This is a genomic window from Chryseobacterium sp. 3008163, assembly GCF_003669035.1.
Classification (GTDB): domain Bacteria; phylum Bacteroidota; class Bacteroidia; order Flavobacteriales; family Weeksellaceae; genus Chryseobacterium.
The window spans coordinates 3816021-3839775 of record NZ_CP033070.1 but is presented as its reverse complement, the minus strand read 5'-3'; the positions used below and the strand labels follow the sequence as shown (position 1 = coordinate 3839775).

Below are 23755 nucleotides of genomic sequence, written 5' to 3'. Positions count from 1 at the left end.
AATAACATGATAAAATATTTAGCTTTTTTCATAATTTTATATTTTTGATTATGAAATATTTGAAACGTACTTTAATATTCGCATTTTTTTTATTTATCATTTTCTTAACCTACATAGAATTCGGAGGCATATATATTTTAAGCCATGATGACAGAAGAGTAATTACTTTTAAAATTAGAAGTACTCATAAATTACCTCAAAATTTCACCACTTTTTACAGTGTAATCTACAAAAATTCTTTAACTAAAGACTCTTGGAACTACAATCTAAAAGTTTTATTAGGACAAAATAAAATGTTGGAATGTCCCTGCAGAGAAATGGGTTTCAGAATATTTCCTTCTTTGGATATTAAAAATAAAAATTCTTTAGATTATTTCCTAGTAACAAGATATCTTGAGCAGAATTACAGTCAGACAGATTGTTTAAATTTTAATTTCAGTAATTTTGACTTTTTAGAAAATAGAAAAGGGATTGACGAAGTTTCAAAATCTCTTTTTGATAAGGATATAAAAGATTTGACTTCTTTAGAAATTGCAGAAGTAATTGCTTTGTACGAAAATCCTGTTAAGAATAATCGAATCAGATATCCTGAAAGAGCCTTGGCAAGAACAAAATATTTTCATGAATTATATTTGAAAAATTTAAATAAAAAATGAATTTCAATATTACCAAATTAGACGACTGGCAAAACGTTGTAGAAGAAATTACTCCTCAGCTTCAACATCCCATTTTATTACTAAAGGGAAATTTAGGAGCCGGAAAAACTACATTTACTCAGTTTTTGCTTAAAAATTTAGGTAGTGAAGACGAGGTAAATTCACCCACCTACTCTATTGTAAACGAATACAATACATCTAAAGGAAAAGTCTATCATTTTGATTTGTATCGATTAAAAAATATTGAAGAAGTTTTTGATATCGGTATCGAAGAATATCTAGACAATGCCTATTTGTGCATTATCGAATGGCCTGAAGTTTATGAAGAAGAACTCTATGGACTAAAGTACCACACGATGAGCATCCACAATAACGGTGAAAGCAGAGAAATCAGTTTCGACTAAATATTATGTATCTTTGTTCTAATAAATCGATTGTATTAGTAATTTTCAGTAAGTCATAATTGAATTTAAAATGAGTACCACAAATATTTTTACTCCTTTTTCCGAGGAAGAACTAATGCCAAAGGAGGAAAAGTTGGAAGTTATTAAAAAGGGCAAACAATTCAGTATAGGAATTCCTAAAGAAACCTGTCTCAACGAAAGACGAACTTGTATAACACCCGACGCAGTGCAGGTTTTGGTACAGCACGGTCATGAAATCATTGTAGAATCTGGTGCAGGACAAGGTTCTTTTTTCACCGATCTTCAGTACTCAGAATCGGGAGCAATTATTACGAAGGACCCCAAAGAAGCCTTCAGTCAGGATTTGATTTTAAAAATCAATCCGCCTACAGATGAAGAAATTGATTATTTAAAACCTAATACCTACCTCGTTTCCGCTTTACAGATCAATCTTAGAGATCAAGATTATTTCATAAAACTGGCAGAGAAAAAATCAACGCTATAGCCTTTGAATTTATCGCTGATGAGTACAAACAATTGGCTTTGGTAAGATTAATCGGCGAAATTGCAGGTACGGTTTCTATTTTATATGCCTCAGAATTACTAGCCCTTTCAAACGGACTCATGCTTGGCGGAATCACAGGAGTGAGACCTGCAGAAGTTGTTGTTTTAGGTGCAGGAATCGTTGGCGAATTTGCCACAAAAGCTGCCATCGGTTTGGGAGCAAGCGTAAAAGTTTTTGACAATTCACTTTCAAAACTGAGAAGACTTCACACATTGGTTGACAGCAGAGTTCCCACTTCAATTATTGATCCAAAGGAATTAAGCAAAAGTCTCAGACGTGCCGATGTTGTCATCGGAGCCCTTCCAAGATTGAATATGCAACCTATTGTCACCGAAGAAATGGTTTGCAAAATGAAAAAAGGTAGCGTCATCATCGATATTGCCATTGATTACGGCAAAGTAGTTGAAACATCAGAATTGACGACAATGGAAGATCCTTACATCATCAAACATGGTGTTATCCATTGCGGACTTCCGAATCTGACCTCAAAAATGCCAAGAACAACCACGAAGGCAATCTCAAATTTTTTCCTTTCTTATATTCTAAATTACGATGTGGAAGGAGGTTTCGAAAATATGCTGATCCGCAAAAACGAAATGAAGCAAAGTCTCTATATGTACAAAGGAAGACATACCAAGAAGGTAATCTGCGACCGTTTCGGACTTACTTATCATGACATCAATCTTTTAATTTTTTAGTGGATATTTTATTTTCTTATGAAAAAAATCAAATTCTTTTTAATTGGTCTAGTTCCCGGATTGGTTATTGTATTTTTTGTTCTTAATAAAAAAGGTGTGAGCTGCAGTGGATATTTGCCCAACAGCCGTGTAATCGCCGAAACTTTATCTAAAGATTTTAAATATTCTGAAAATTTCAAAGCTCAAATGACTGCTTTAAAAGTAGATGAAAAGTTTATAAAAGACAGCATCATTACACAAGGGAAAGTTGATTTTGATAGAAGTCATGCTCAGAAAAAACCTTGTCCGGATTATCTGATTTCTTATCCTGAAAATAATCCTCGTTACGAAGTTACTTTCGAAAAATGTGCTGAAGAAACTCAGTTATTAGGCTTAAAAAAAATAAAATAATCTACTGAGATGGACGGCAATTACTACATGATTCACGATTATCTGATTTTCGTTGGAGTTTTTGCTATTTTCTTTTTTCTCACGGTAAGTATTTATTTATTCAGTCAAAATCAAAGTTTCAGAAAGAGAAATGCTAAACTTTCTGAAACCAATAAGTTAATTGAGCAGCGATTAAACGAAGTTCAGCTCGAGCATATTGGCACAAAACTGAATCCTCACTTATTCAAAAACATTCTGAATTCGGTACAGTCTCACGCCTATCAAACGTATATGTCATTGGATAAACTGGCGAATGTTTTGGATTATATTTTATACGAAAGCAACAACAAATTTGTAAGCCCAAAAGAAGAATTTAGTTTTGCTTTAAGCCTGATTGAAATTAATAAAATCAAGATCAATCCGCTTTTTGATTTCAGAATTAAATCTAAAATTGATAAGTCTGATGCGATATATGAAGAAAAAGTTTTTGCACCTCTGATTTCTGTAGATTTAATTGAAAATGCCTTTAAACACACAGATTTCTTGGCACAAGATTCTTTCATCGCCATTCATCTTGAGCTGGAAAACAGAATTTTCACGATGAAAGTCAGCAACAAAGCTTCGTTAAAAAATATTTTGGAAAAAGAGCACAGTGGTTTTGGAAGTCAGTCTTTGGATCAGCGTTTAAAAATGATTTACAACAATTTTTACACGCTTCAAAAAAGCTCAAAAAATGGTATCTTCACAGCAGAATTAACAATCAATTTAGGCGAATTCCATGATAAAATGCGTTATTCTTGATGATGAACTTCTTGCCATAAGTTACTTAAAACTTCTGTGCGAACAGATTGACAATGTAGAAGTTGTAAAATCTTTTAATGATCCTAAAATTTTCCTGAGTGAAATCAATTCTATCGATTGTGACCTCTGTATTTTAGATATAGAAATGCCGGGAATGACCGGACTTCAGGTCGCAGAATTAATTTCAGATTCAAAAAAAATCATTTTCACAACGGCTTACAAAGAATACGCTGCCGAAGCTTTTGATTTAAATGTTGTTGATTACGTACGGAAACCCATAAAAAAAGAAAGACTGCTTCAGGCTTTTGAAAAAGCTGCAGATTTGTTCAGTCATCTCCCGCAGAAAGAATCCATCGAATGGAACAGCAATATCGGAAAATCGACCATATTCACAGAGCAGATTGCTTACATTAAAACCTCAGAAATCGACAGCCGCGACAAAGATATTATCCTGAAAGACGGAACCACTATCGTGCTGAAAAATCTGAATTTCAAATCTCTTTTAGAAATGTTGCCTTCCAAAGATTTTGCGCAGGTCAACAAAAAAGAAATTATCGCTTTATCATCTGTAAAAGTTTTGTCGACGAGTGAAATTATCACGACGATTCCCGCAGAAAACGATCATTATTTAAAATTACAGATTGGCGAAACCTATAAAAATTCACTGATGGAAAGATTCGGAAAATAGGATTTTTCAGACTTTTCAACTTTCACTGCATAATTTTGCTGTTTCATTACATTAACTTTAAACGGTTGTTTAATCAAACTATTTTTGCGTCCTGATTAAATAACGTACAATGAAAAAAATTCTATCCATCTTTGGAATTCTTACATCCGCTCTACTCTTTTCGCAGGAAACTGATTCAAAAATAAAAGTTTCACTTTTTGATGGAATTGCCGTTGCAGGATATGTCGACCATGGTGCATTCATCAATTTCACAGGTCCGAACGTCAATTTCAAATATAAAAACACCAAAATGATGATCGGAATGTTACCTTCACTGAGAATTAAAGAAGACCAATCAACTGGAACAAAAAACTCACCGATTATGCCTACACTAGGAGTTGGTTTAGCAGTGATTTACAAAAAAGTAGCATTACAGATTCCGTTCTATTATAATACGAAAACATCCACAGACAATGGCGCTTGGAAAATGGGAATTGGGTTGGGCTACAGCTTCAGATAAGTTTCGTTACATTATTCTGTGCATTTATTACATTTCAAAAAAACAACTTTTACCATCCGTTTATTCTTTAGAAATTAGCGTTCAAATAAAATGATTATTGATTATGGGGAAATACAAAAATATTATCTTTTATATCAGTACCATCGCATTCTTTTCATGCTTGATGTACTGGTTTTTTATCGAAGGAAAAACTTTAGAAATAGGAGAAAATATTGCTCCAAGTAAAGCGACAGGATCTACGATGTGGGAGAATTTCACCGATTCTTTTATGACGAATCTTCATCATCCACTCGCACTTTTATTAGCTCAGATTGTGACCATCATTCTTGTCGCAAAACTATTTGGCTGGATTTGCGTTAAACTAAAACAACCTTCCGTGATTGGTGAAATGATTGCCGGAATCGTTTTGGGACCTTCACTTTTTGGACTTTATTTCCCAGAACTTTCGGCATTCATTTTCCCTAAAGAGTCACTTGGGAATTTACAGTTCTTGAGTCAGATTGGTTTGATACTTTTCATGTACATCGTTGGGATGGAACTTGATTTAAGCGTTCTACGTAAAAAAGCACATGATGCAGTGGTCATCAGCCATGCAAGTATTATTTTTCCGTTTGCTTTGGGAGTTGGGCTTTCTTATTTTATCTATAAAGAATTTGCTCCTGAGGGAATTCAGTTCAGTTCGTTTGCCTTATTTATAGCCATTGCGATGAGTATCACCGCATTTCCAGTTTTGGCAAGAATCGTCCAGGAAAGAAATCTTCATAAGACAAAAATCGGAACCGTTGTAATTACCTGCGCCGCTGCAGATGATATTACGGCGTGGTGTATATTGGCAGCTGTAATTGCGGTTGTAAAAGCAGGGTCGTTCTCAGGTTCAGTATTTGTTATTTTAATGGCGATATTGTATGTCTTTTTTATGATTAAAGCCGTACGACCTTTCTTACACCGAATTGCTGAATCGCAAAAAGGCAAAGGTTTTATCAGCAAACCATTGGTTGCTGTATTTTTCCTAATCTTAATTATTTCATCATACGCAACAGAAGTTATCGGAATTCACGCTCTCTTCGGAGCATTTATGGCAGGTGCCATTATGCCAGAAAATGTAAAATTCAGAAATCTTTTCATTGAAAAAATTGAAGATGTTGCTTTGGTTTTATTGCTTCCTTTATTCTTTGTATTTACGGGATTGCGTACTCAGATTGGTTTGTTAAACGATCCCCATCTTTGGAAAATCGGTGGCTTCATTATACTAACTGCTGTTACCGGGAAATTTGTAGGAAGTGCACTGACTTCAAAATTCCTCAAAATGAGCTGGAAAGACAGTCTCACCATTGGAGCATTGATGAATACGAGAGGGCTTACAGAATTAATTGTACTAAATATTGGTTATGATTTAGGAGTTTTAGGTCCGGAATTATTTGCAATGTTGGTCATCATGGCATTATTTACCACTTTCATGACCGGCCCTTGCCTTGATCTTATCAATTATCTTTTTAAAGGAAAGAAATCGACAATGGACGATGAAGAACAGGAAAATGATGATGCAAAATATAAAGTTCTCTTATCTTTTGACACTGCCGAATCCGGAAGTACATTATTAAGATTAGCCGACAATTTCACTCACAAAATGAACGGAAACAAAAGCGTAACCGCGATGAATATCGCGCCGGTAGATGAATTGCACGCTTTTGATATTGAAAATTTCGAGAAAGAACAATTTAAAAAAGTCATTCAAACCTCAGATGAACTTCAGTTGGAAGTGACCACCCTTTTCAAAGCATCAACCGATATTGAAAGTGATCTTACAAGCATTTCAAACAAAGGAAATTACGATTTACTTTTAATCATGCTCGGGAAATCGATGTATGAAGGAAGTTTACTCGGAAGACTTTTAGGCTTTACCACAAAAATCATCAACCCGGAAAAATTACTGAATACTGTAAAAGGGAAAAGTTATATTTTCAACAACTCTCCTTTTGATGATTTCACCTTGCAGATTTTGGATAAAACAAATATTCCGGTGGGTGTTTTGGTTGAAAAAGAATTTACTTCAGCCGAAAAAGTATTTGTTCCTATTTTTAATTTAAGCGATTTTTATCTGCTTGAATATGCGAAAAGATTGATCAACAATAACAATTCGCAGATTATTATTTTGGATGTTGCCGGACAGATAAGAAGCAATATTGAGGTAAAAGAGCTCATCAGAAGTATCGAACAGGTTGCACCCAATCACATCACTTTATATAACGAGAAAAAAATTGAGAAGGAATTTTTAAACTCACAGGATCTTATGCTAATCAGCAAAAAAAGCTGGCGAGGTCTTATCGACTCAAAAAGTCTTTGGCTTTCAGACATTCCTTCAACATTGATTATCTCTAATCCGTAATGTTTTTAACTAATCATCAATTAGTACTCATACATTAAACGATTAAATTTTTTAAAGATCGAACCCAAAAGTTTGGTCTTTTTTATTTCAAAGAAACAAAAAATTACTATCTTCGCTTTGTGATTAACAAAAACAGAACATATTATTATAGAATTTTCAGCTCAAATTTGGGATAGAGATTCTTGTTATATAACTTAAAACCTCGTCCTCGGACGGGGTTTTTTATTTTTAAATTGAAAAAAATGAACATAAGCATTATTGGTGTAGGATTGATTGGAGGCTCAATCGCCTTAAAATTAAAAGAAAAAAAAGCGGTCAACTTCATTTATGGAATTGATAACAATACAGATAATTTAAACGAAGCTTTAGCTTTAAACATCATCGACGAACAGACAGATTTTGAACATGGAATTAAAAATTCAGATTTAATTATCATTGCGATTCCTGTGGATGCGGCAAGAAAAATTCTGCCTAAGGTTTTAGATATAATTTCAGAATCACAAACCGTGATGGATGTTGGTTCTACGAAAGCAGGAATTGTCAACTCGGTAAAAAATCATCCAATGAGATCAAGATTTGTCGCTTTCCACCCAATGTGGGGAACGGAAAATCACGGGCCGAAATCTGCAATTGCAGAGAGTTTTTCGGGAAAAGCCGGAGTAATTTGTGATCTTGAAGATTCTGCAGAAGATGCGTTAAAATTGGTTCAAACCATTGTTGAAAAATTAGATATGCATTTGATTTATATGAATGCTGAAGCACATGATCTTCACACTGCTTACATTTCACATATTTCGCACATCACCTCTTATGCGCTTGCCAATACGGTTTTGGAGAAAGAAAAGGAAGAGGAAACTATTTTTCAATTGGCAAGTTCTGGTTTTTCGAGTACAGTTCGTCTCGCAAAGTCTCATCCGGAAATGTGGGTTCCAATCTTTAAACAAAATAAAGAAAATGTCTTGGATGTTTTGAACGAGCATATTTCTCAATTAAAAAATTCAAATCTGCTTTGGAAAAAGAGAACTTTGAATATCTCGGTGAACTCATAGAAAATGCAAACAAAATACGTGGAATCTTAGATAAATAAATTTTCACTTAAATCTTAATTAAACTTCTTTCGGGAAGTTTTTTTCATGTCAAATTTCATAACAACCTTTAACTTTATTAAAAAATATTTTAACTTTATTAAAATTATTATTACTTTTACAGAAATAAAACTCAATGAAGTTACCCATTATTTGTCCGAGTTGCGATCACACACTTCAGGTCAGTCAGATGAAATGCCCTGACTGTAAAACTGAAGTCAACGGAAATTACGAGCTTCCAGTACTTCTGAAATTGGCACGGGACGAGCAGGATTTCATTCTCAATTTTTTTCTTTCCAGCGGAAGCATAAAAGAAATGGCAAAACAAGCCGAACTCTCCTATCCGACCATGAGAAATAAAATGGACGATTTGATTGAAAAAATAAAAAGATTAAACGGTTAATAATAAAAATCTATCTATGAAAAATATACCTGCAAGAATTGGTTGGGAATTGATAGTTCCTATTTTTCTGATTATTTTATTGCCGATTTCTCTGGATGTGAAAAATGGAAATTGGGAAATTGTATTAGTGCCATGTGCGATTTTCGTAGCGATACTATTATTGATGCTGACCATTCGGTATAAGATTGATGCTGAGTTTTTGTATGTGAAAAATTCAATTTTCGGAACCACAAAGATCAAGGTAAATGATATTTACAAAATAGAAAAAACCGGAAATATGATTTCTTCGCCGGCTCCCAGTATTATCGGGAGAGTAGAAATTTATTTCACAAATGGAAGCATCATTATATCTCCTAAAAACTTCAGTGATTTTGAAAATGATCTGCTTAAAATAAATCCCAACATTATTGTAAAAAAATAAAACATGACCTGGAAAACTATTTTTAATCCTTTTGAAAAGTTCGATGACAAGGCTTTATTTATTGTCGGTATTATTTTCTTCCTACTAACGATCCCGCTTTGCTTTTGGACGAACATATGTTTTATAAGCATATACAGAATCGCACCGTTTACCACAAATAATTTATATGATTTAATTCTCCCTACTTTTATAAGTTTTGCAGTAATGATCACTGTTCTGTTTCTACTTGGCAAAGTTTTTTACCGTAAAACAAGAATAATTGACATCGCAAATGCCGTTCTTATTTCGCAGATTCCTCTTATCATTCTTATACCTTTTGAGGGAATTAATTTTGTGAAAAATACAATAGAAAATGTGGCCAACTATCAACAGCAGCCAACCGAAGTGTTTCCTTTTGTAGATTTTTTGGTTATGATTTTATATACAATAGCAAATGTAGGTTGCCTGATATACAGTATAGCAATTTTCTACAACGGATTTAAAACAGCAACAAATATTAAAAAATGGCAACATACAGTGATATTCTGCATCGTAACATTTGTTACTGTAATGATATGCCAAATACTTAACAACTAAACATTTAATTCAATGAAAACCAAACTATTACTCGTGCTGATTTTATTAGCACAGACTTTTTATGGCCAGGAAATTACAGGCTCATGGAAAGGAGAACTTGATCTTGGAGGGATGACTCTCCCATTAATTCTCGACATTACGAAAGAGAACAACACCTATGTTTCAACAGCGAAAAGCCCAAAGCAAGGTAATCAAATCATTAATGTTGACAAAACTGAATTCATCAATAACGAATTGGTTTTTGAAATGAAAGCGCTTAATGCGTCTTATAAAGGACAATTTAAAGCCGACCATTTTGAGGGAACTTTTTCGCAAAATTCAAAATCATTTCCGTTAAGTCTTTATAAAAATGATGGCAAAGAAAAACCTGCACCAAAAGTTTTAATATCAAAAGACATCAAAAAAGCAGGAATTAACACCGCCAAAATTGATGATTTTCTAAATTATATTACCCAAAACAAAGAAGGAATCGGGAGCATCACACTCTTCAAAGACGGAAAAGAAATCTATCAGAAAAACTTCGGGCAAGACCAATTATCTAATGTAAAATGGGATTCTAATACAGGTTACCAAATTGGCTCAGTCAGTAAACTTTTTACTGCAATTATGCTGATGCAATTGGAAGAAAAAGGAAAATTAAATCTTAATGATAAACTGTCAAAGTATTATCCTGATGCTCCCAATGCCAATAAAATCACTTTAGAACATATCATGAACCATACAAGCGGATTGGGAGATTATGCAGGTGGATGGCTGTTCGGGAAATCTGTTGGTGACAAAGCAATTCTTGACACGATAAGAAAACACGGAGTGGAGTTTCAACCGGGAGAGAAAGAAAGATACTCAAATTCGGGTTACTATCTATTAAGCAGAATTCTAGAGGACGTTTCTAAGAAACCGTACAATGTTTTGTTGAAAGAAAACATCACCAGTAAAGCCAATATGAAGAATACATTCTCGGTTTTAGATAATCAAAAAAACATCTTCAAATCGTACGAAAACACCACCGGAAAATGGATGGAGGTAGAAGATTTTGATTTCCGTAACTGTATTGGTTTGGGAGACATTACTTCTACAACCCATGATTTGAGCTTATTCATTAATGCTTTATTCGATTATAAATTTGTAAAAAAAGAAACATTAGACAGAATGCTTCCGAAAGGTGAAAAACCATTTGGGTTAGGTATAATGAAAGCGCCGTTTTATAACAAAGTTTCTTATGGACATGGTGGTGATACTGCCGGAACCCACACACTTGTTTCTTACAGTCCGACTGAAAACTATTCTATAGCAACAGTTATTAACGGTGAAAAATTATCACACGGAAAGATATTTTTAGGAATTGTAAGCCTTATTTATGATCAGGAATATGAATATCCAAAATTTACAGAGCTGAAAAAAGCCTCTGAAAAAGAATTACAAAAATATGAGGGTAATTATTATTCAAAAGAGACTAAGTTGGACTTTAAAATCTTCATAAAAGAAGAAATCCTTTTTGCCCAATTAACTTATCAACCGTCATTTCCTTTAGAATATGTGGAAGGAAATACATTTAAATATGATAATGCTGGTGTAGAAATTATTTTCTCTCCGGAAAACAAACAATTAAGCCTTATCCAGAACGGGAATACACTTGTTTTTGATAAGAAATAAACAGCCAAATAAAAAAGATGCCGACGTTTTCAATGAAACGTCGGCATCTTTTACTAAAAACGTCCTGAGGTTTTAAGCAAAACGTCAGAACGTTTTTAAATTAAGCTCTGTTGTATCTTATTTTAACATTCCGGTACATTCACGGCAATAGCTAAACCACCCTCAGAAGTTTCCTTGAAACGGTCGTTCATCGACAACGCAGTTTCCCACATCGTCTGAATCACCTGATCCAAACTCACCTTCGCTTTTGTAGGATCACTTTCAAGAGCAATATTCGCTGCAGTAATTGCTTTTATTGCACCCATCGTATTTCTTTCAATACAAGGAATCTGTACCAAACCTTTAATCGGATCACACGTCAATCCTAAATGATGTTCCATCGCAATCTCTGCTGCCATCAATACCTGACCGACACTTCCACCTAATATTTCGGTTAAACCTGCCGCAGCCATCGCTGATGACACCCCTATTTCTGCCTGACAACCTCCCATCGCTGCTGAAATTGTAGCATTTTTCTTGAATAAAGTTCCGATTTCTCCTGCGACCAATAAAAATCTCGCAATATCATCGTCACTCGTGTAAGGTGTAAAAGCCTGCGCATACATTAAAACTGCCGGTATCACTCCACTTGCACCATTGGTTGGCGCTGTGATGATACGTCCGAAACTTGCATTCTCTTCGTTCACCGCCAACGCAAAACACGCAATCCATTTATTGATATTGGTGAAATTTTCTTCAGCATCAACAACCTGCTGAAACCATTCATCTTTATTTTTGTAAATCTGTTCGCCCAATAATTTTCGATTCATTCCGGCCGCACGGCGGGTAACATTGAGTCCGCCAGGCAAAATGCCTTCTTTATTGACCCCTTTATAAATACATTCTTTGATGTTTTCCCAAATATTCAGAGCTTCCTTTCTTGTCTCTTCCTGCGTTCTCCAGCTTTCTTCATTGATTAAAATTAAGTCTGACATTTTATCAAAACCTAATTTCTCACAATATTTTACGATATCTGAACCGTGATGACAAGGATATATCGTACGAACACACTGTTTCTCAATTGAGTTTTTTTCCTGGCTAGCGATAAATCCACCGCCTACAGAATAAAAATCCTGAACGAGTTCTGTACCGTCTTCAAAAATTGCCTTAAAAATCATTCCGTTGGGATGAAAATCTAAAGATCTGGACATATTCAAAATTAAATGATGTCCGTAAACAAAAGGAATTTCTTTTTCTCCGCCTAAATTAAGAATCTCAGACGTTTTGATATGATGAACGATTTCGTCAATCTTTGAAGTATTGATAGTTTTAAAATCTTCACCATTTAAACCCAACATTCCGGCGATATCTGTGCCGTGACCTATTCCCGTTTTAGCCAGTGAACCGAAGAATTCTAAGAAAACTTCTTTCACCTCAGCGATTGACCGTTCTCTTTTTATAATTCTGATAAATGCCGAAGCAGCATTCCAAGGCCCCATTGTGTGCGAGCTGGAAGGCCCAATTCCTACTTTTATAATCTCAAAAACCGATATAGATTCCATACGTGATTTTCATTTTCATGAAGAGCAAATATACACGATAAATTCTAAAGAAATGAAATGTCAGAAATGGTTTATCACTAAATCTAAAACAAACAAATCTCCCATTTTATAAACGTCTCTTGAACTCTGCACAAACTACACAGCCCGGCTTGAACGGAGCCCTTCGACAAGCTCAGGATAAATTACAAGCGGATAAAGCTGCCCAAATAAAAATTATTATAATTAAAACTAAACTACCATTTCAGGCTTTCTTCATGCTGAGACATATCCAATCCTATATTTTCAGATTCTTCGGAAACTCTGAGCGTGATAATTCGGTTGGTGATTTTATACAAAAGCAATGACCCGAAAAATGTGAATACAGAAACCAAAACCAGAGCAATCATGTGGTGGGTAAAAACTACGATTCCGCCGTGAAGAAGACTTGCGTTTTCGCCGTGGGCAAAGATTGCGGTCAAGATCATTCCCATAATTCCTCCTACCCCATGACAGGCAAAAACATCTAAAGTATCATCGATTTTCTTTAAGGCTTTCCAGTTCATCATTAAATTTGATACAATGGCCGCTGCAAATCCGATGAAAAGACTTTCCTGAATTGAAACAAAACCGCACGCAGGAGTGATGGCAACCAAACCCACAACAGCACCGATACAAGCTCCCAACGCAGAAACTTTCCTTCCGTTGATTCTGTCAAAGAAGATCCATGTCATCATTGCGGAAGCTGAAGCAATGGTTGTCGTTCCGAAAGCTATTGCTGCCGTTGCGTTGGCACTTAAAGCCGAACCGGCATTGAAACCGAACCAGCCAAACCATAACATTCCTGTTCCTAAAATGACATAAGGAATATTGGAAGGCTCATGATGCGGATTTTTTCTTCGCCCTAAAACAATTGCACCCGCCAAAGCAGCAAAACCAGCACTCATGTGAACCACGGTTCCACCTGCAAAATCTTTGACTCCGAAAAATTTATTTAAAAGGCCTTCAGGATGCCAAACCATGTGACAAAGCGGCGTGTAGATAAAAAGACTGAACAAAACCATGAAAACCAAATACGAAATAAACCGAACTCTTTCAGCAAATGAACCCGTAATCAAAGCTGGTGTGATCACTGCAAATTTCATCTGAAACAATGCAAATAAGATAAAAGGAATGGTGGAAGCCATCGTTTTGTGAGGATAAACGCTCACATGATTAAAAAATGGATAGGTAAAAGGGTTCCCGATAATTCCGTAATGTTCACCATTGATTTCAAAGCCTATAGAATCTCCGAAAGACAGAGAAAAACCAACCACAATCCATAAAATAGAAATGACTCCTAAAGCGATAAAACTTTGCAGCATTGTAGAGATCATATTTTTCTTACCGACCATTCCGCCGTAGAAGAAGGACAGTCCGGGAGTCATGAGAAGAACGAGTCCGGCAGCAGCTAAAATCCATGCTACATCTGAGCCGACAATACTTTCTTCGCCTAAAAAATCTCCGGTGTTTGGAAAATCAACGCTGGGCTTCCAGAAAAGTCCACCAATGGCTACCAAAGAAATTATTATAAATGAAACTTTCCATTTTAAACCAACTTTCATAGAATCTAATTTTTAAAAGGTATTTGAAATAACTTAGCCAAATTTCGAAAGTTATTTCATTATTTTCAACTTAACCCCCACAAAATTAAATATAAATTTCAATAAATTAGTATTAAAACAAAATAACCCCAATAAAAATTAGGGTTATTTTTAAAATTTAAATAAAAATTTCATTTAACAGCGTTGAAACTTCTTTATATTTGGTTGCGGGAAAAAGATGGGTTCCGCCTTTGATGACATAATTGGGTTTTGAATTTTTAATTGGGAAAACAATATCCCGATCTCCCAAAATCTGAATAACATTTGGGTTTTCTTCAAATTTCCACTCTGAAATTCTTTCGACAGACCATTTTAGATAATATGGATCACGTACTCTAAAATATTGTGTAATTCGTGGATTTTTAGGATCAAACATTTTTCTTACCACAGAATAGAAAGTTGTAGTTCGGTCACTGAAAAAGCTTATAGGCATTATTTTGGGAATTCGAGTGATTTCTCCAGCTTTTATCAATCGGGATTTCTCTTTATCAGATTTAATGCTTCCCATGATGACTACTTTTTCGGCGGGCTTCAATTTATTCAATTCCTGTACCATAATTCCGCCAAATGAATACCCTAATAAATAGAACGGTTTGGTTGTATCTATTTTCTCAGCCATTCTGCCAACATAATCCGCAAAACTTTCATCCAGCTCGGGAATCATCCAGTCGATGAAGACGATTTCATGTTGTTCGGGGAATTTTAGTTTTTCTAAAACTTTAAAATCTGCTCCCAAACCACTTACTACATATATTTTCATCTTGTATTTTTAAATTTTGTCTAATTTTTATTTTTAATGATTAATATTTTAAACGCAAACCTCGCTAAGATTTTTTAAATACTAACTGTCTTTAAGTTCGCAAAGGCGTTCCACTCAGCAAAGTTCTCAAGGATTTTTGACTAATTATTAATACATATGGTTTTCGTATTACTAAAATAAAAAAAATGCACAACTTAATAAAAGCTGTGCATAATGATTTATGAAAATTTTAACCTTACAAAGGTCTTTCGTTATCCAATTTTTGAGTAGAAACTTTAAACTGAATATCCATCTCGTCTTTTATGAAATAATCTTTCAAAGAATTCTGATAGAAAATTCTGAAGTCTTTTCTGTTTAATGAGAATACTGAAGACTCAATCTCTACCGTAAATTGCGTAATATGAGCGTTTGCAGGGAACGAAATTGTTTTTCTGATTCCTTTGATGGTAATATCTCCTACGATGGTAGAATTGTACTCGCTGTTCGCCAAAGGAATAATTTTTTCAAATGGAATTTTGCCGTCGGGAATTTTTTAACTTCGAAGAAATTGGTTCCTTTCAATTCGTTAGATAATTTTACCTGATCGTCACCAGAAAGATCAGCTACCACCAAACTTCTCATATCGATCACAAATTCACCATCAACAAAAACCGTTTTATCAAAATTAAATTTTCCGCTTTTCAGTTTCAAACTTCCGTAATGAGAAGATGCTTTGGTTTTTACAACCTTGTGTCCCCACCATTTGATCTCAGAAGTGATCACTTTAGAAATTTTATCTCCCTTTTTTGAGCAAATACAAATGATATGCTCGCACACATCATAACAAACAATAATAATCTTTTCATTCTTTTTATTTACAATTCAACAAAAATAAAAAAAAGTGTAGAACTTCTACACTTTTAATAATATTTTTTGATTAAATTATTTCGCAGTCACTTTTACAAGCATATCGATATCATCTTTCACAAAAACATCTTTCATTGAAGATTTGTAAGCAACATCAAATTTTTGTCTGTCGAAAGAGAATTTATTTGACTCTAAACTTACCACTCCGTTTGCATAAGAAACTTTTGCAGGGAAAGAAACAGGGCTAGTTTTTCCTTTTACCGTAAGATTTCCTGTAACCAGTTTGTTGTAAACTTTATCACTGTTTTTCTTTACAGAAGTGATTTTGAAACTTGCTGACGGGAATTTTTCAACTTCGAAGAAATCTCCGTTTTTCAAGTGACCATTCAGTTTTCCTTGGTATTCTCCTGAAAGATCTGTAGCGTTGATAGAATTCATATCTAAAACGAAATCACCTCCTACAAGCTCATTTCCTTTCATGATCATGTTACCGGATTTTACTTTTACCGTTCCGTCGTGAGAACTAGATTCAGTTTTCGCAACTTTATAACCCCACCAGTGAACATCAGATGTTACTACTTTTTTGATTGCCCGAAAGCCAAACCACTAGCCAAAACTGCTAATAAAAATATTTTTTTCATGAATAAAAATTGTTTAATTATTTATTGCTGCAAATGTAAATATCTTAATTGGTAGTTTTTGTTGATGTACATCAATTTTCAAAAATATTTCTATGACTAAAATCATCCATAAAAAAACTCCGAATTTCTTCGGAGCTGTATTTTTATTCTTTATAGTAAGCGGCGTAAAGCGCAGCACCATCAATGCTCGTGCTGTCTGGATTGATGAGATAAATAGGTATGTTCTTCAACATGTCTTCCATCTTATCACTTATTTTAAATTTCTCGTAAAATTTATCTTTATCGATATATTGTCTGATGATTTGCGGAATATCTCCGGCAATCAATAAACCTCCTGTTGCCTTTAACTTCAACGTTAAGTTATTGGCTTCTCTCGCCAAAAATTCTAAGAAGGTATCTAATGCGATTTTACAAATCAGTACATCTTCCTCAACTGCAGCTTTGAAAATTTCTTCTGTGAAATTTCCGTTGGCGTTTGTCAGCTTTTCAGAAAGCCATTCAGGTTCCGGATGTCTTTTTACGTCTCTTAAGAATCTGTAGATATTAAATAAGCCTGTTTTAGACAATACGTTTTCCCAACTTACAATTCCGTAAATATTATTTAGGAACTGATAAAATTCTACCTCAACATTTGTTCTTGGAGAAAATTCTGAGTGACCGCCTTCTGTAGCGAAAGGTCTTAGGTATTTTCCGTCAAAGAAATATCCTGCCTCACCCAATCCGTTTCCTGGTGCTAAGATGGCAACATTTCCTTTTTCCAGATGACCGCTGCTGTAGATTGCATCAAGATCACTATCTTGTAAAAGTGCGATACCGTAAGCCGAAGCTTCCTGATCATTCAGCATAGTAACTTCTTCAAAACCGAATGCATTTTTATATTCTTCAACATCAAAGCTCCAGCCTAATCTTGCAGGATTACTTTTTCCGTTCAAACAGGTCCCGGAACTGAGATTCCCAAACGTTTTACGTTCTCTAACTGCTCTTCCTGAATAAACTGGGTAAGAATTTCAGAAAATGCAGTATATTCTTTTGTGGGATAATTTTTCTGAGTTTTAGTTTCAATTCCACCATTACTAGAGACATAATAAGCGATCGTAGTAACATCTTCACGTAGGTTTACACCAATGATCGAAACATTATCATTACTGCTGTTTTTTACTCCCGGTAAAAAAAGTGGAAATTTTGGATTTAAGTTCATAATCGCTAATTTTATCAAATATAATAATTGTTTTGGTAATCTGTGCTAGGTAAAACAAAACCTTTTCAAAAATCGAAAAGGCTTGGTTAATAATTGATTATATAGGTTGTAATTATTTTCCTAAAGGAATGTTGTAAGAAAATCCGGCTCCGATGCTTCCCACATTATAGTCTTGATTAGCGATATCACCGTTACTTCCCGAAAATACTTTCTGATATTGAAGGAAGAAATTCCAGTCTCTGTTGTGATATCCGATCTCTGGTTTTAGGTAAAAACCTCCGTCTGGTCGGTCTGCTGTAGAGTTTGAAGCAACTTTGTCATCACCTACTAAAAACCCATAACCAAGGTCAGCTCCGAAATAGAAACCAGTCTGCTTAGGGTAAATTCTGAATAGCGCCGCTACCGGAACTACACCTACGTCATTGTTATCATATCCGTTATTATTCTTTGCAAAATAATGAGTATAACCTGTTGCAATACCTAACCCAAATCCTGGAGTAATTAGATTTTGATATGCTACATCTACACCTACCGCTGCAGAAAGGTTGTCTGAAGGAACCGCAATACCTGCCGTTGCTCCCACTTTAATCATATTATTCATACTTGCACTCTGTGCACTTAACAAACCTGCTGTTAAAATCCCTGCTCCTAATATTGTTTTCTTAATCATTTTCATAACACTGATTTTTAAATTTTACTGAAATGAGACAAGGAAAAATCATGCCAAAACAATTCACACATCTTAAAAGTAAATCTTAAAAATCTCACAAAATAATGAAAATCAATTGATTAAATTTTATTTTAATTAAATAGTTGTTTAACTTTACATGAAGGCAAGCAATAAATGATCATTAATAATTGTTTATACACTTTAACCTCCGCATTTTTTATTCATCAAAAAATAAAATCAGGATTATGGTTGCTTCATTTATTAATAACAAACATCTTCTATGGCGCGCTGGTTTCGGACCGGGAATTAACGAGGTAGATGATCTGAAAAATAAACATATCAAGACGATTTTGAAGGAAATTTTCAATGAAGAAGCCTTCTCTCCCATTGTGTATGAAACTACCGACGTCGAACCCATTGAATATACCGATCCTAAAGCCACTGCCCAGCAGAAAAGGGAAATCCAAAAGGTGAATCAAAAGCAGAATAATGAGCTCAATCTTAATTTTCTTAAAAAATTTACAACCAGCAATGAACAGCTGAGAGAAAAAATGGCTTTTTTCTGGCATGGGCATTTTGCAACGAGAATTAACAATTCAAAATTCAACAAACAACTCTTGAATGTAATTCGGGAGAATTCCTTAGGTAATTTTAAAGATTTATTATTTGAAGTCAGCCGTTCTCCATCAATGCTAAGCTTTTTGAATAATCAACAGAATAAAAAAATCATCCCAACGAAAATTTTGCCCGCGAAGTGATGGAGCTTTTCACGATGGGAAGAGGAAATTATACTGAAACAGATATTCGTGAGGCAGCAAGGGCTTTTACAGGTTGGGGTTATGATAAAGAAGGCCAATTTCTTGAAAGAAAAAAACAGCATGACGAAGGCACAAAAGCTTTTCTCGGAAAAACAGGAGATTTTACAGGAGATGATGTTTTAAATATTATTTTAGAACAAAAAGCAACTGCAAAATTCATCACAACAAAGATTTACACCTTTTTCGTTAATGAAAACCTGATTTAAAAATCATTAAAAACCTCAGCGAAAACTTTTATGAATCAGGATATGACATCAAAAAACTAATGACCGAGATCTTTTCAAGTTCATGGTTTTATGATCAAAAAAATATCGGCAACAGAATAAAATCGCCAACAGAACTTCTTGCAGGAATGATGAGAATTTTACCAATGGAAATTCAAAATCCTGAAAACATTATTGTTTATCAAAAGCTTTTGGGACAAATGCTGCTCTATCCACCCAACGTATCAGGCTGGCCAAACGGAAAATCCTGGATTGACAGCTCGACTTTAATGCTGCGACTTCAGATTCCGCAAATATGGTCAGGATTGCGACCGATGGAATATTCTGCGAAAGAAGACGATGATATGGATATGGGAATGAAATCAAGAGAAGCTCTAAATAAAAGTTTTAAAAACCCAAATATAACAATCGATTGGAGCAAGGTTGACAAAGCTTTAAATCAGAAAAAAGCAGAAGATTATCTGATCGTCAACTCAGAATCTCTGGATATGAATACTGTTAAACAATTTTCAGATCAAAGTATCAAAATGAATGTCATCAATCTGATGTCAACCCCTGAATATCAGTTGATGTGAGAAGTTAGAGAAATTAGTTTTTATTAAATCTAAGCAAAGAAATTATGATCATCAAAAGAAGAGACTTTTTAAAGATCAGTTCATTGGCAACAGCTTCATTGTTTGTTCCGAATTTTCTACAGTCGATGACTTTAGACAATGCCTTAAATCCGAATCAGAAAATACTGATCGTCCTGCAGTTCACAGGTGGGAATGACGGTTTAAACACGATTATTCCGACAAAAAATGATATTTATTTTAAAGAAAGAAAAAATATTGCCATCAATGATTCTTTAGCTTTAAATGATGAAACAGGAATCAATCCGGCTTTGTCTTATTTTAAAGAATTATTTGACAGTGGTGAACTTTCCCTGATGAATAATGTCGGCTACCCAAACCCTGATAAATCACATTTCAGAAGCATGGATATTTGGCATTCTGCCAGTAAAAGCGATGAGTTTCTGGAAACGGGATGGCTCGGAAGATTTTTGGATGAAGAATGTTATAAATGTGAACATCCAACACAGGCTTTGGAAGTTGATGATATGTTGAGCTTAGCTTTGAAAGGAGAAAACAACAAAGCTTTTGCCTTTAAAGATCCCAAAAAACTATATCAAACCAGTCAGGAAAAATATTTCAAATCGTTGTATGAAAGCGATCATCACCACGATAACGAAACGGTGTCTTACTTATATAAAACTTTAGGTTCAACCATCAACAATGCCGATTACATTTTTGAAAAAAGTAAAGCAAAAAATCAACTCAGGAATATCCGAATTCTAAACTAGGTAAAGACTTTAAAACCGTCGCTTCATTAATTAAATCAGACATTAATACGCAGGTTTATTATCTTTCCATCGGAAGTTTTGATACGCACGTCAATCAAAATGAAAAACAGCAAAAGTTATTCGGAGAAATTAATGATGCGGTAAAATCTTTCGTCACCGACATGAAAGCAAACGGATTATTTAATGATATTTTACTGATGACTTTTTCAGAATTCGGAAGACGTGTTGCCCAAAACGCAAGCAAAGGAACCGACCACGGAACCGCCAACCAAATGTTTTTCATCAGCGGTGGATTAAAAAAGAAGGGAATCCTCAACGCTCTTCCCGATCTGCAAAACCTGAAAGAAGGAGATTTAATTTACACTGAAGATTTCAGAAAAGTCTATGCAACCGTCCTTAAAAATTGGCTCAATGCCGATTCGTCAAAAGTTCTGGGCTGGAAAAACGGTGTGTATGATTTCATATAAAAAAGCCTTACAATTTTTTGTAAGGCTTAGGCTATAATTGATTAGTTATTAATGTGGAGAAGGAATCTGTTTATTCGGATCTTTCACTTCTCCTTTTTTTTCTGTAAATTTCTTGATAACATATTCAATGACGATAGGTACAACCATTGCAAGTACCGCTTTTAATATTCTTGATTTCATAATAATTTTATTTTCAAAAACAATTACAAGTTTCAAGCCAATTTTTACAACTGAACTAAATTATAATTCTTCATTCCCCGTTTCATTACTCTGATAATTTGAATGTGCCGCTTTAATACTTTTGGCAATTCTCTGTTTCAGTTTTCTCGGACCTAAAACCGTTAAAAACTCTCCCATTCCCAAAATCATTCGTTCTAATTCAAAATTGAGCTGAACACAAATTTTAAAAGTTGTGCCCTTTTCATCTTCTTTGATAATTTCCTGTGAATGATGAAAAGGCTTGGTTTTTACATAAGGAGCATGTTGTGAATTGACAAAAAAGATAACATTTTGCGGTCTTTGCGTCTCAGAAACCGTTGCTCCGATGACTTCACCAAAGTAACGATCTGCATCAAAATCCTTATCAATATATTCCGTAGTTTCATCAATCTCAATTTCCTCCATTCTGTCTAAAGCGAGATTATAAATCGCTTTTTTATGCCAGCAAATCAAAAACCATCGGTTGTTATATTCTTTCAACAATTGAGGATGAACGGTGATAATATTAGATTCTCTCGCCTTAAAACTTTTGTAACAAATCTTTAAAACCTTTTTATTTAAAACACTTTCATACAAAACATCAATATGCTCCAAACCTTTCAGTTGCTCATTTTTATCCAAATGAATAATCGATTTCTGATTGGTCGAATGAATAGAATCTTCCAACTTCTGGATAACACCATTCATTTCCTTAAACATGGAAAAATCTTTAAACTGCTTTAAAATCTGAATGGCATTATTCATCGCTTTCAGATCATTTTCATTGACAGAAATTTGATGAATACTGTACTCCGGATCACTGTAGCGGTAATATCTTCTCTCATAAACCTCAATCGGCGCTTCATACCCGAATTTTTCACTCCGCATATTCTGCAAATCCAATTGTACGGTACGTTTGCTTACAAAAGATTCCTTGCCTTCAAATTCAAACAAAGCCTCAGAACATTCATCGATTAAATCTTCCAAAGTGTATTTTTTGTATTTATTCTTGAGACATTTATCTAAAGTTTTGTAGCGGATAAGGGCGTTTTTGTTGGATGACATAGTTAAAGGTTAAGGTTAAGATTAAGGTTGAGCTAAAGCGTATAGCATTCCCCTCCCTTGGAGGGGTGGCGAAAATTCATAGAATTTTTGACGGGGTGGTTAAAAAAATGAACAGTCACTTTGTCATTCTGTAGGAATCTAGGCAATTGATTATTACGAAACTTTGCAGAGATTCCTACGGAATGACAAACTAGATGTACAAAAAAATCACTTCCTCTTCAAAGCCTTCCCCTCAAAAGAAATCCCATCCCAGCCATATTCAATAAAATTTCTGATATTCTGATGATCTGTACCTTCAGGATTTTTCAAAACATCTTCCCGGTAAAACTCTCCGAAAAGATTTAAAGTATCTTCTTTTGGCAAATCATTCAGCTTTGCAAAACTGAAAACCTTGCATGATCCGTTATTTTGATCTGCTTCATTTACCGTATTTCCGTTGGTAAATTTTGTCGGAGTAAAATCATAATGTTCGTCAATAAATGCAATGACATCTTTAAACTGTATTTCTTCCGCTGATTTTTCTAATTGTTCGAATAACATATTTTTTATTTTTTTATATAAAATTGAAAAGACTTACAAATTTCTTTTAACACATTAGGATCTTTGAGTTATCATCTTTGAAAACATAAAGAACACATTAGAAAAAAATCAAAGATTTTTTAAAAACTTAAGTGCCCTTTTACTCGTTAAGCTTTAAACTAAAAAAACTAAAGTGTTCTAATGTGTTGAAAAATTTCAGTTAATTAATTTCAAAAATAATTAAAATAATTTTATCTACGCAAAAAGATTGCACACTTGTGTTATTACTTTGCATCAACAAAATAACAAACAATGGAATTTAACGGAAACAACTTAATAGAATTAGGATACAGACCATCAAAATGGTTTAAAGATGCCATCGAATATATCAACGAAAATAATTTAGATGAAAATCAAATTACAGCATATTTGGAACAATTCAAACAGCCGGACTTGATTCCGCTTCATGAAACGCCAAAAGATTTTATCATCAATATCAGAGCTGAACACGAAAGTGAAAATGATAATGTGGAAAAAGTAATCAACACAATGAAAGTTCTGATGAAAACACCGACTTTGGTTGCAGGTGCGATCATGCCCGATGCCTGTCCGACAGGTCCTGAAGGTCAGATTCCGGTTGGTG

General features: G+C 34.4%; 24 protein-coding genes and 4 pseudogenes. 16 read left to right on the top strand and 12 right to left on the bottom strand.

What is annotated here, in order from left to right; all coding sequences use genetic code 11:
• Positions 1-50 precede the first annotated feature (50 nt).
• From EAG08_RS17720 to EAG08_RS17660, 13 genes and pseudogenes are all read left to right on the top strand, one after another.
• Positions 51-656: a transglycosylase domain-containing protein gene (locus EAG08_RS17720; protein ID WP_129536587.1), complete on the top strand. Its 606-nt coding sequence runs from the start codon at positions 51-53 to the stop codon at positions 654-656.
• The gene (gene tsaE, locus EAG08_RS17715; RefSeq protein WP_129536586.1) at positions 653-1060 is read left to right on the top strand and encodes a tRNA (adenosine(37)-N6)-threonylcarbamoyltransferase complex ATPase subunit type 1 TsaE; all 408 of its coding nucleotides are present in this window, start codon (positions 653-655) and stop codon (positions 1058-1060) included. Before EAG08_RS17720 ends, tsaE begins: the two co-directional genes overlap by 4 nt.
• 70 nt (positions 1061-1130) lie before the next feature.
• Positions 1131-2323: pseudogene (locus EAG08_RS17710) on the top strand (alanine dehydrogenase).
• 18 nt (positions 2324-2341) lie between these two features.
• Complete coding sequence (locus tag EAG08_RS17705) at positions 2342-2713, top strand: hypothetical protein (RefSeq protein WP_129536585.1); 372 nt, start codon at positions 2342-2344, stop codon at positions 2711-2713.
• 9 nt (positions 2714-2722) lie between these two features.
• On the top strand, positions 2723-3493 hold the full coding sequence (locus EAG08_RS17700) for a histidine kinase (RefSeq protein ID WP_129536584.1): 771 nt from the start codon (positions 2723-2725) through the stop codon (positions 3491-3493).
• Positions 3471-4181: a LytR/AlgR family response regulator transcription factor gene (locus tag EAG08_RS17695; RefSeq protein WP_129536583.1), complete on the top strand. Its 711-nt coding sequence runs from the start codon at positions 3471-3473 to the stop codon at positions 4179-4181. Before EAG08_RS17700 ends, EAG08_RS17695 begins: the two co-directional genes overlap by 23 nt.
• A 109-nt stretch (positions 4182-4290) precedes the next feature.
• Positions 4291-4680, top strand: coding sequence for a hypothetical protein (locus tag EAG08_RS17690; RefSeq protein ID WP_129536582.1), 390 nt, complete (start codon positions 4291-4293; stop codon positions 4678-4680).
• Positions 4681-4783: 103 nt separating this feature from the next.
• Entirely contained in the window at positions 4784-7066 is a 2283-nt protein-coding gene (locus EAG08_RS17685) for a cation:proton antiporter (RefSeq protein ID WP_129536581.1), read from the top strand.
• A 242-nt stretch (positions 7067-7308) separates the two neighbouring features.
• A pseudogene (locus EAG08_RS17680) lies at positions 7309-8153 on the top strand (prephenate dehydrogenase).
• Between the two features lie 134 nt (positions 8154-8287).
• Positions 8288-8554: a DUF2089 family protein gene (locus EAG08_RS17675; protein WP_129536580.1), complete on the top strand. Its 267-nt coding sequence runs from the start codon at positions 8288-8290 to the stop codon at positions 8552-8554.
• A gap of 16 nt (positions 8555-8570) precedes the next feature.
• Positions 8571-8975: a PH domain-containing protein gene (locus EAG08_RS17670; protein ID WP_129536579.1), complete on the top strand. Its 405-nt coding sequence runs from the start codon at positions 8571-8573 to the stop codon at positions 8973-8975.
• Positions 8976-8978: 3 nt separating this feature from the next.
• Positions 8979-9551 carry a YIP1 family protein gene (locus tag EAG08_RS17665; RefSeq protein WP_129536578.1) on the top strand — a complete coding sequence of 191 codons (573 nt, stop codon included), beginning with the start codon at positions 8979-8981 and terminating at the stop codon, positions 9549-9551.
• Between the two features lie 12 nt (positions 9552-9563).
• Complete coding sequence (locus EAG08_RS17660; protein ID WP_129536577.1) at positions 9564-11204, top strand: serine hydrolase domain-containing protein; 1641 nt, start codon at positions 9564-9566, stop codon at positions 11202-11204.
• 122 nt (positions 11205-11326) lie between these two features.
• On the opposite strand, the gene EAG08_RS17655 is transcribed toward EAG08_RS17660, so the two are convergent.
• The 9 genes and pseudogenes from EAG08_RS17655 to EAG08_RS17625 all read right to left on the bottom strand — a co-directional run bounded on the left by EAG08_RS17655 (position 11327) and on the right by EAG08_RS17625 (position 18485).
• Positions 11327-12745: an L-serine ammonia-lyase gene (locus EAG08_RS17655; protein WP_129536576.1), complete on the bottom strand. Its 1419-nt coding sequence runs from the start codon at positions 12743-12745 to the stop codon at positions 11327-11329.
• Positions 12746-12978: 233 nt separating this feature from the next.
• Positions 12979-14325, bottom strand: a complete 1347-nt coding sequence (locus tag EAG08_RS17650; protein ID WP_129536575.1) for an ammonium transporter — start codon at positions 14323-14325, stop codon at positions 12979-12981.
• 157 nt (positions 14326-14482) lie between these two features.
• The gene (locus EAG08_RS17645) at positions 14483-15124 is read right to left on the bottom strand and encodes an alpha/beta hydrolase (protein ID WP_129536574.1); all 642 of its coding nucleotides are present in this window, start codon (positions 15122-15124) and stop codon (positions 14483-14485) included.
• Between the two features lie 235 nt (positions 15125-15359).
• Positions 15360-15614 (bottom strand): YceI family protein, encoded by a 255-nt coding sequence (locus EAG08_RS22770; RefSeq protein WP_262696758.1) that lies wholly within the window; start codon positions 15612-15614, stop codon positions 15360-15362.
• On the bottom strand, positions 15581-15886 hold the full coding sequence (locus EAG08_RS22765; protein WP_262696757.1) for a YceI family protein: 306 nt from the start codon (positions 15884-15886) through the stop codon (positions 15581-15583). The genes EAG08_RS22770 and EAG08_RS22765 overlap by 34 nt, the downstream gene beginning before the upstream one ends.
• Before the next feature lie 159 nt (positions 15887-16045).
• Positions 16046-16611 (bottom strand): annotated as a pseudogene (locus EAG08_RS17635) (YceI family protein).
• 143 nt (positions 16612-16754) lie between these two features.
• Entirely contained in the window at positions 16755-17543 is a 789-nt protein-coding gene (locus EAG08_RS17630; protein ID WP_228446633.1) for a glucokinase, read from the bottom strand.
• Positions 17540-17809, bottom strand: a complete 270-nt coding sequence (locus EAG08_RS22370) for a hypothetical protein (RefSeq protein WP_228446632.1) — start codon at positions 17807-17809, stop codon at positions 17540-17542. The genes EAG08_RS17630 and EAG08_RS22370 overlap by 4 nt, the downstream gene beginning before the upstream one ends.
• 112 nt (positions 17810-17921) lie before the next feature.
• A complete protein-coding gene (locus tag EAG08_RS17625; RefSeq protein ID WP_129536573.1) occupies positions 17922-18485 on the bottom strand; it encodes a hypothetical protein in 564 nt (187 codons plus the stop codon).
• 239 nt (positions 18486-18724) lie between these two features.
• Here EAG08_RS17625 and EAG08_RS22990 point away from each other — a divergent pair.
• From EAG08_RS22990 to EAG08_RS22360, 3 genes and pseudogenes are all read left to right on the top strand, one after another.
• A pseudogene (locus tag EAG08_RS22990) lies at positions 18725-20096 on the top strand (DUF1800 family protein).
• Between the two features lie 44 nt (positions 20097-20140).
• Positions 20141-20863, top strand: coding sequence for a DUF1501 domain-containing protein (locus EAG08_RS22365; protein ID WP_228446631.1), 723 nt, complete (start codon positions 20141-20143; stop codon positions 20861-20863).
• A 29-nt stretch (positions 20864-20892) separates the two neighbouring features.
• Positions 20893-21330, top strand: coding sequence for a DUF1501 domain-containing protein (locus EAG08_RS22360; protein ID WP_317126335.1), 438 nt, complete (start codon positions 20893-20895; stop codon positions 21328-21330).
• 48 nt (positions 21331-21378) lie between these two features.
• Here EAG08_RS22360 and EAG08_RS22745 read toward each other — a convergent pair whose 3' ends face one another.
• The 3 genes from EAG08_RS22745 to EAG08_RS17605 form a co-directional block, all read right to left on the bottom strand.
• The gene (locus tag EAG08_RS22745; RefSeq protein WP_262696755.1) at positions 21379-21510 is read right to left on the bottom strand and encodes a hypothetical protein; all 132 of its coding nucleotides are present in this window, start codon (positions 21508-21510) and stop codon (positions 21379-21381) included.
• 60 nt (positions 21511-21570) lie between these two features.
• Positions 21571-22593: a helix-turn-helix transcriptional regulator gene (locus EAG08_RS17610; protein WP_129536572.1), complete on the bottom strand. Its 1023-nt coding sequence runs from the start codon at positions 22591-22593 to the stop codon at positions 21571-21573.
• A 207-nt stretch (positions 22594-22800) separates the two neighbouring features.
• Complete coding sequence (locus EAG08_RS17605) at positions 22801-23133, bottom strand: HopJ type III effector protein (protein ID WP_129536571.1); 333 nt, start codon at positions 23131-23133, stop codon at positions 22801-22803.
• Positions 23134-23755 lie beyond the last annotated feature (622 nt).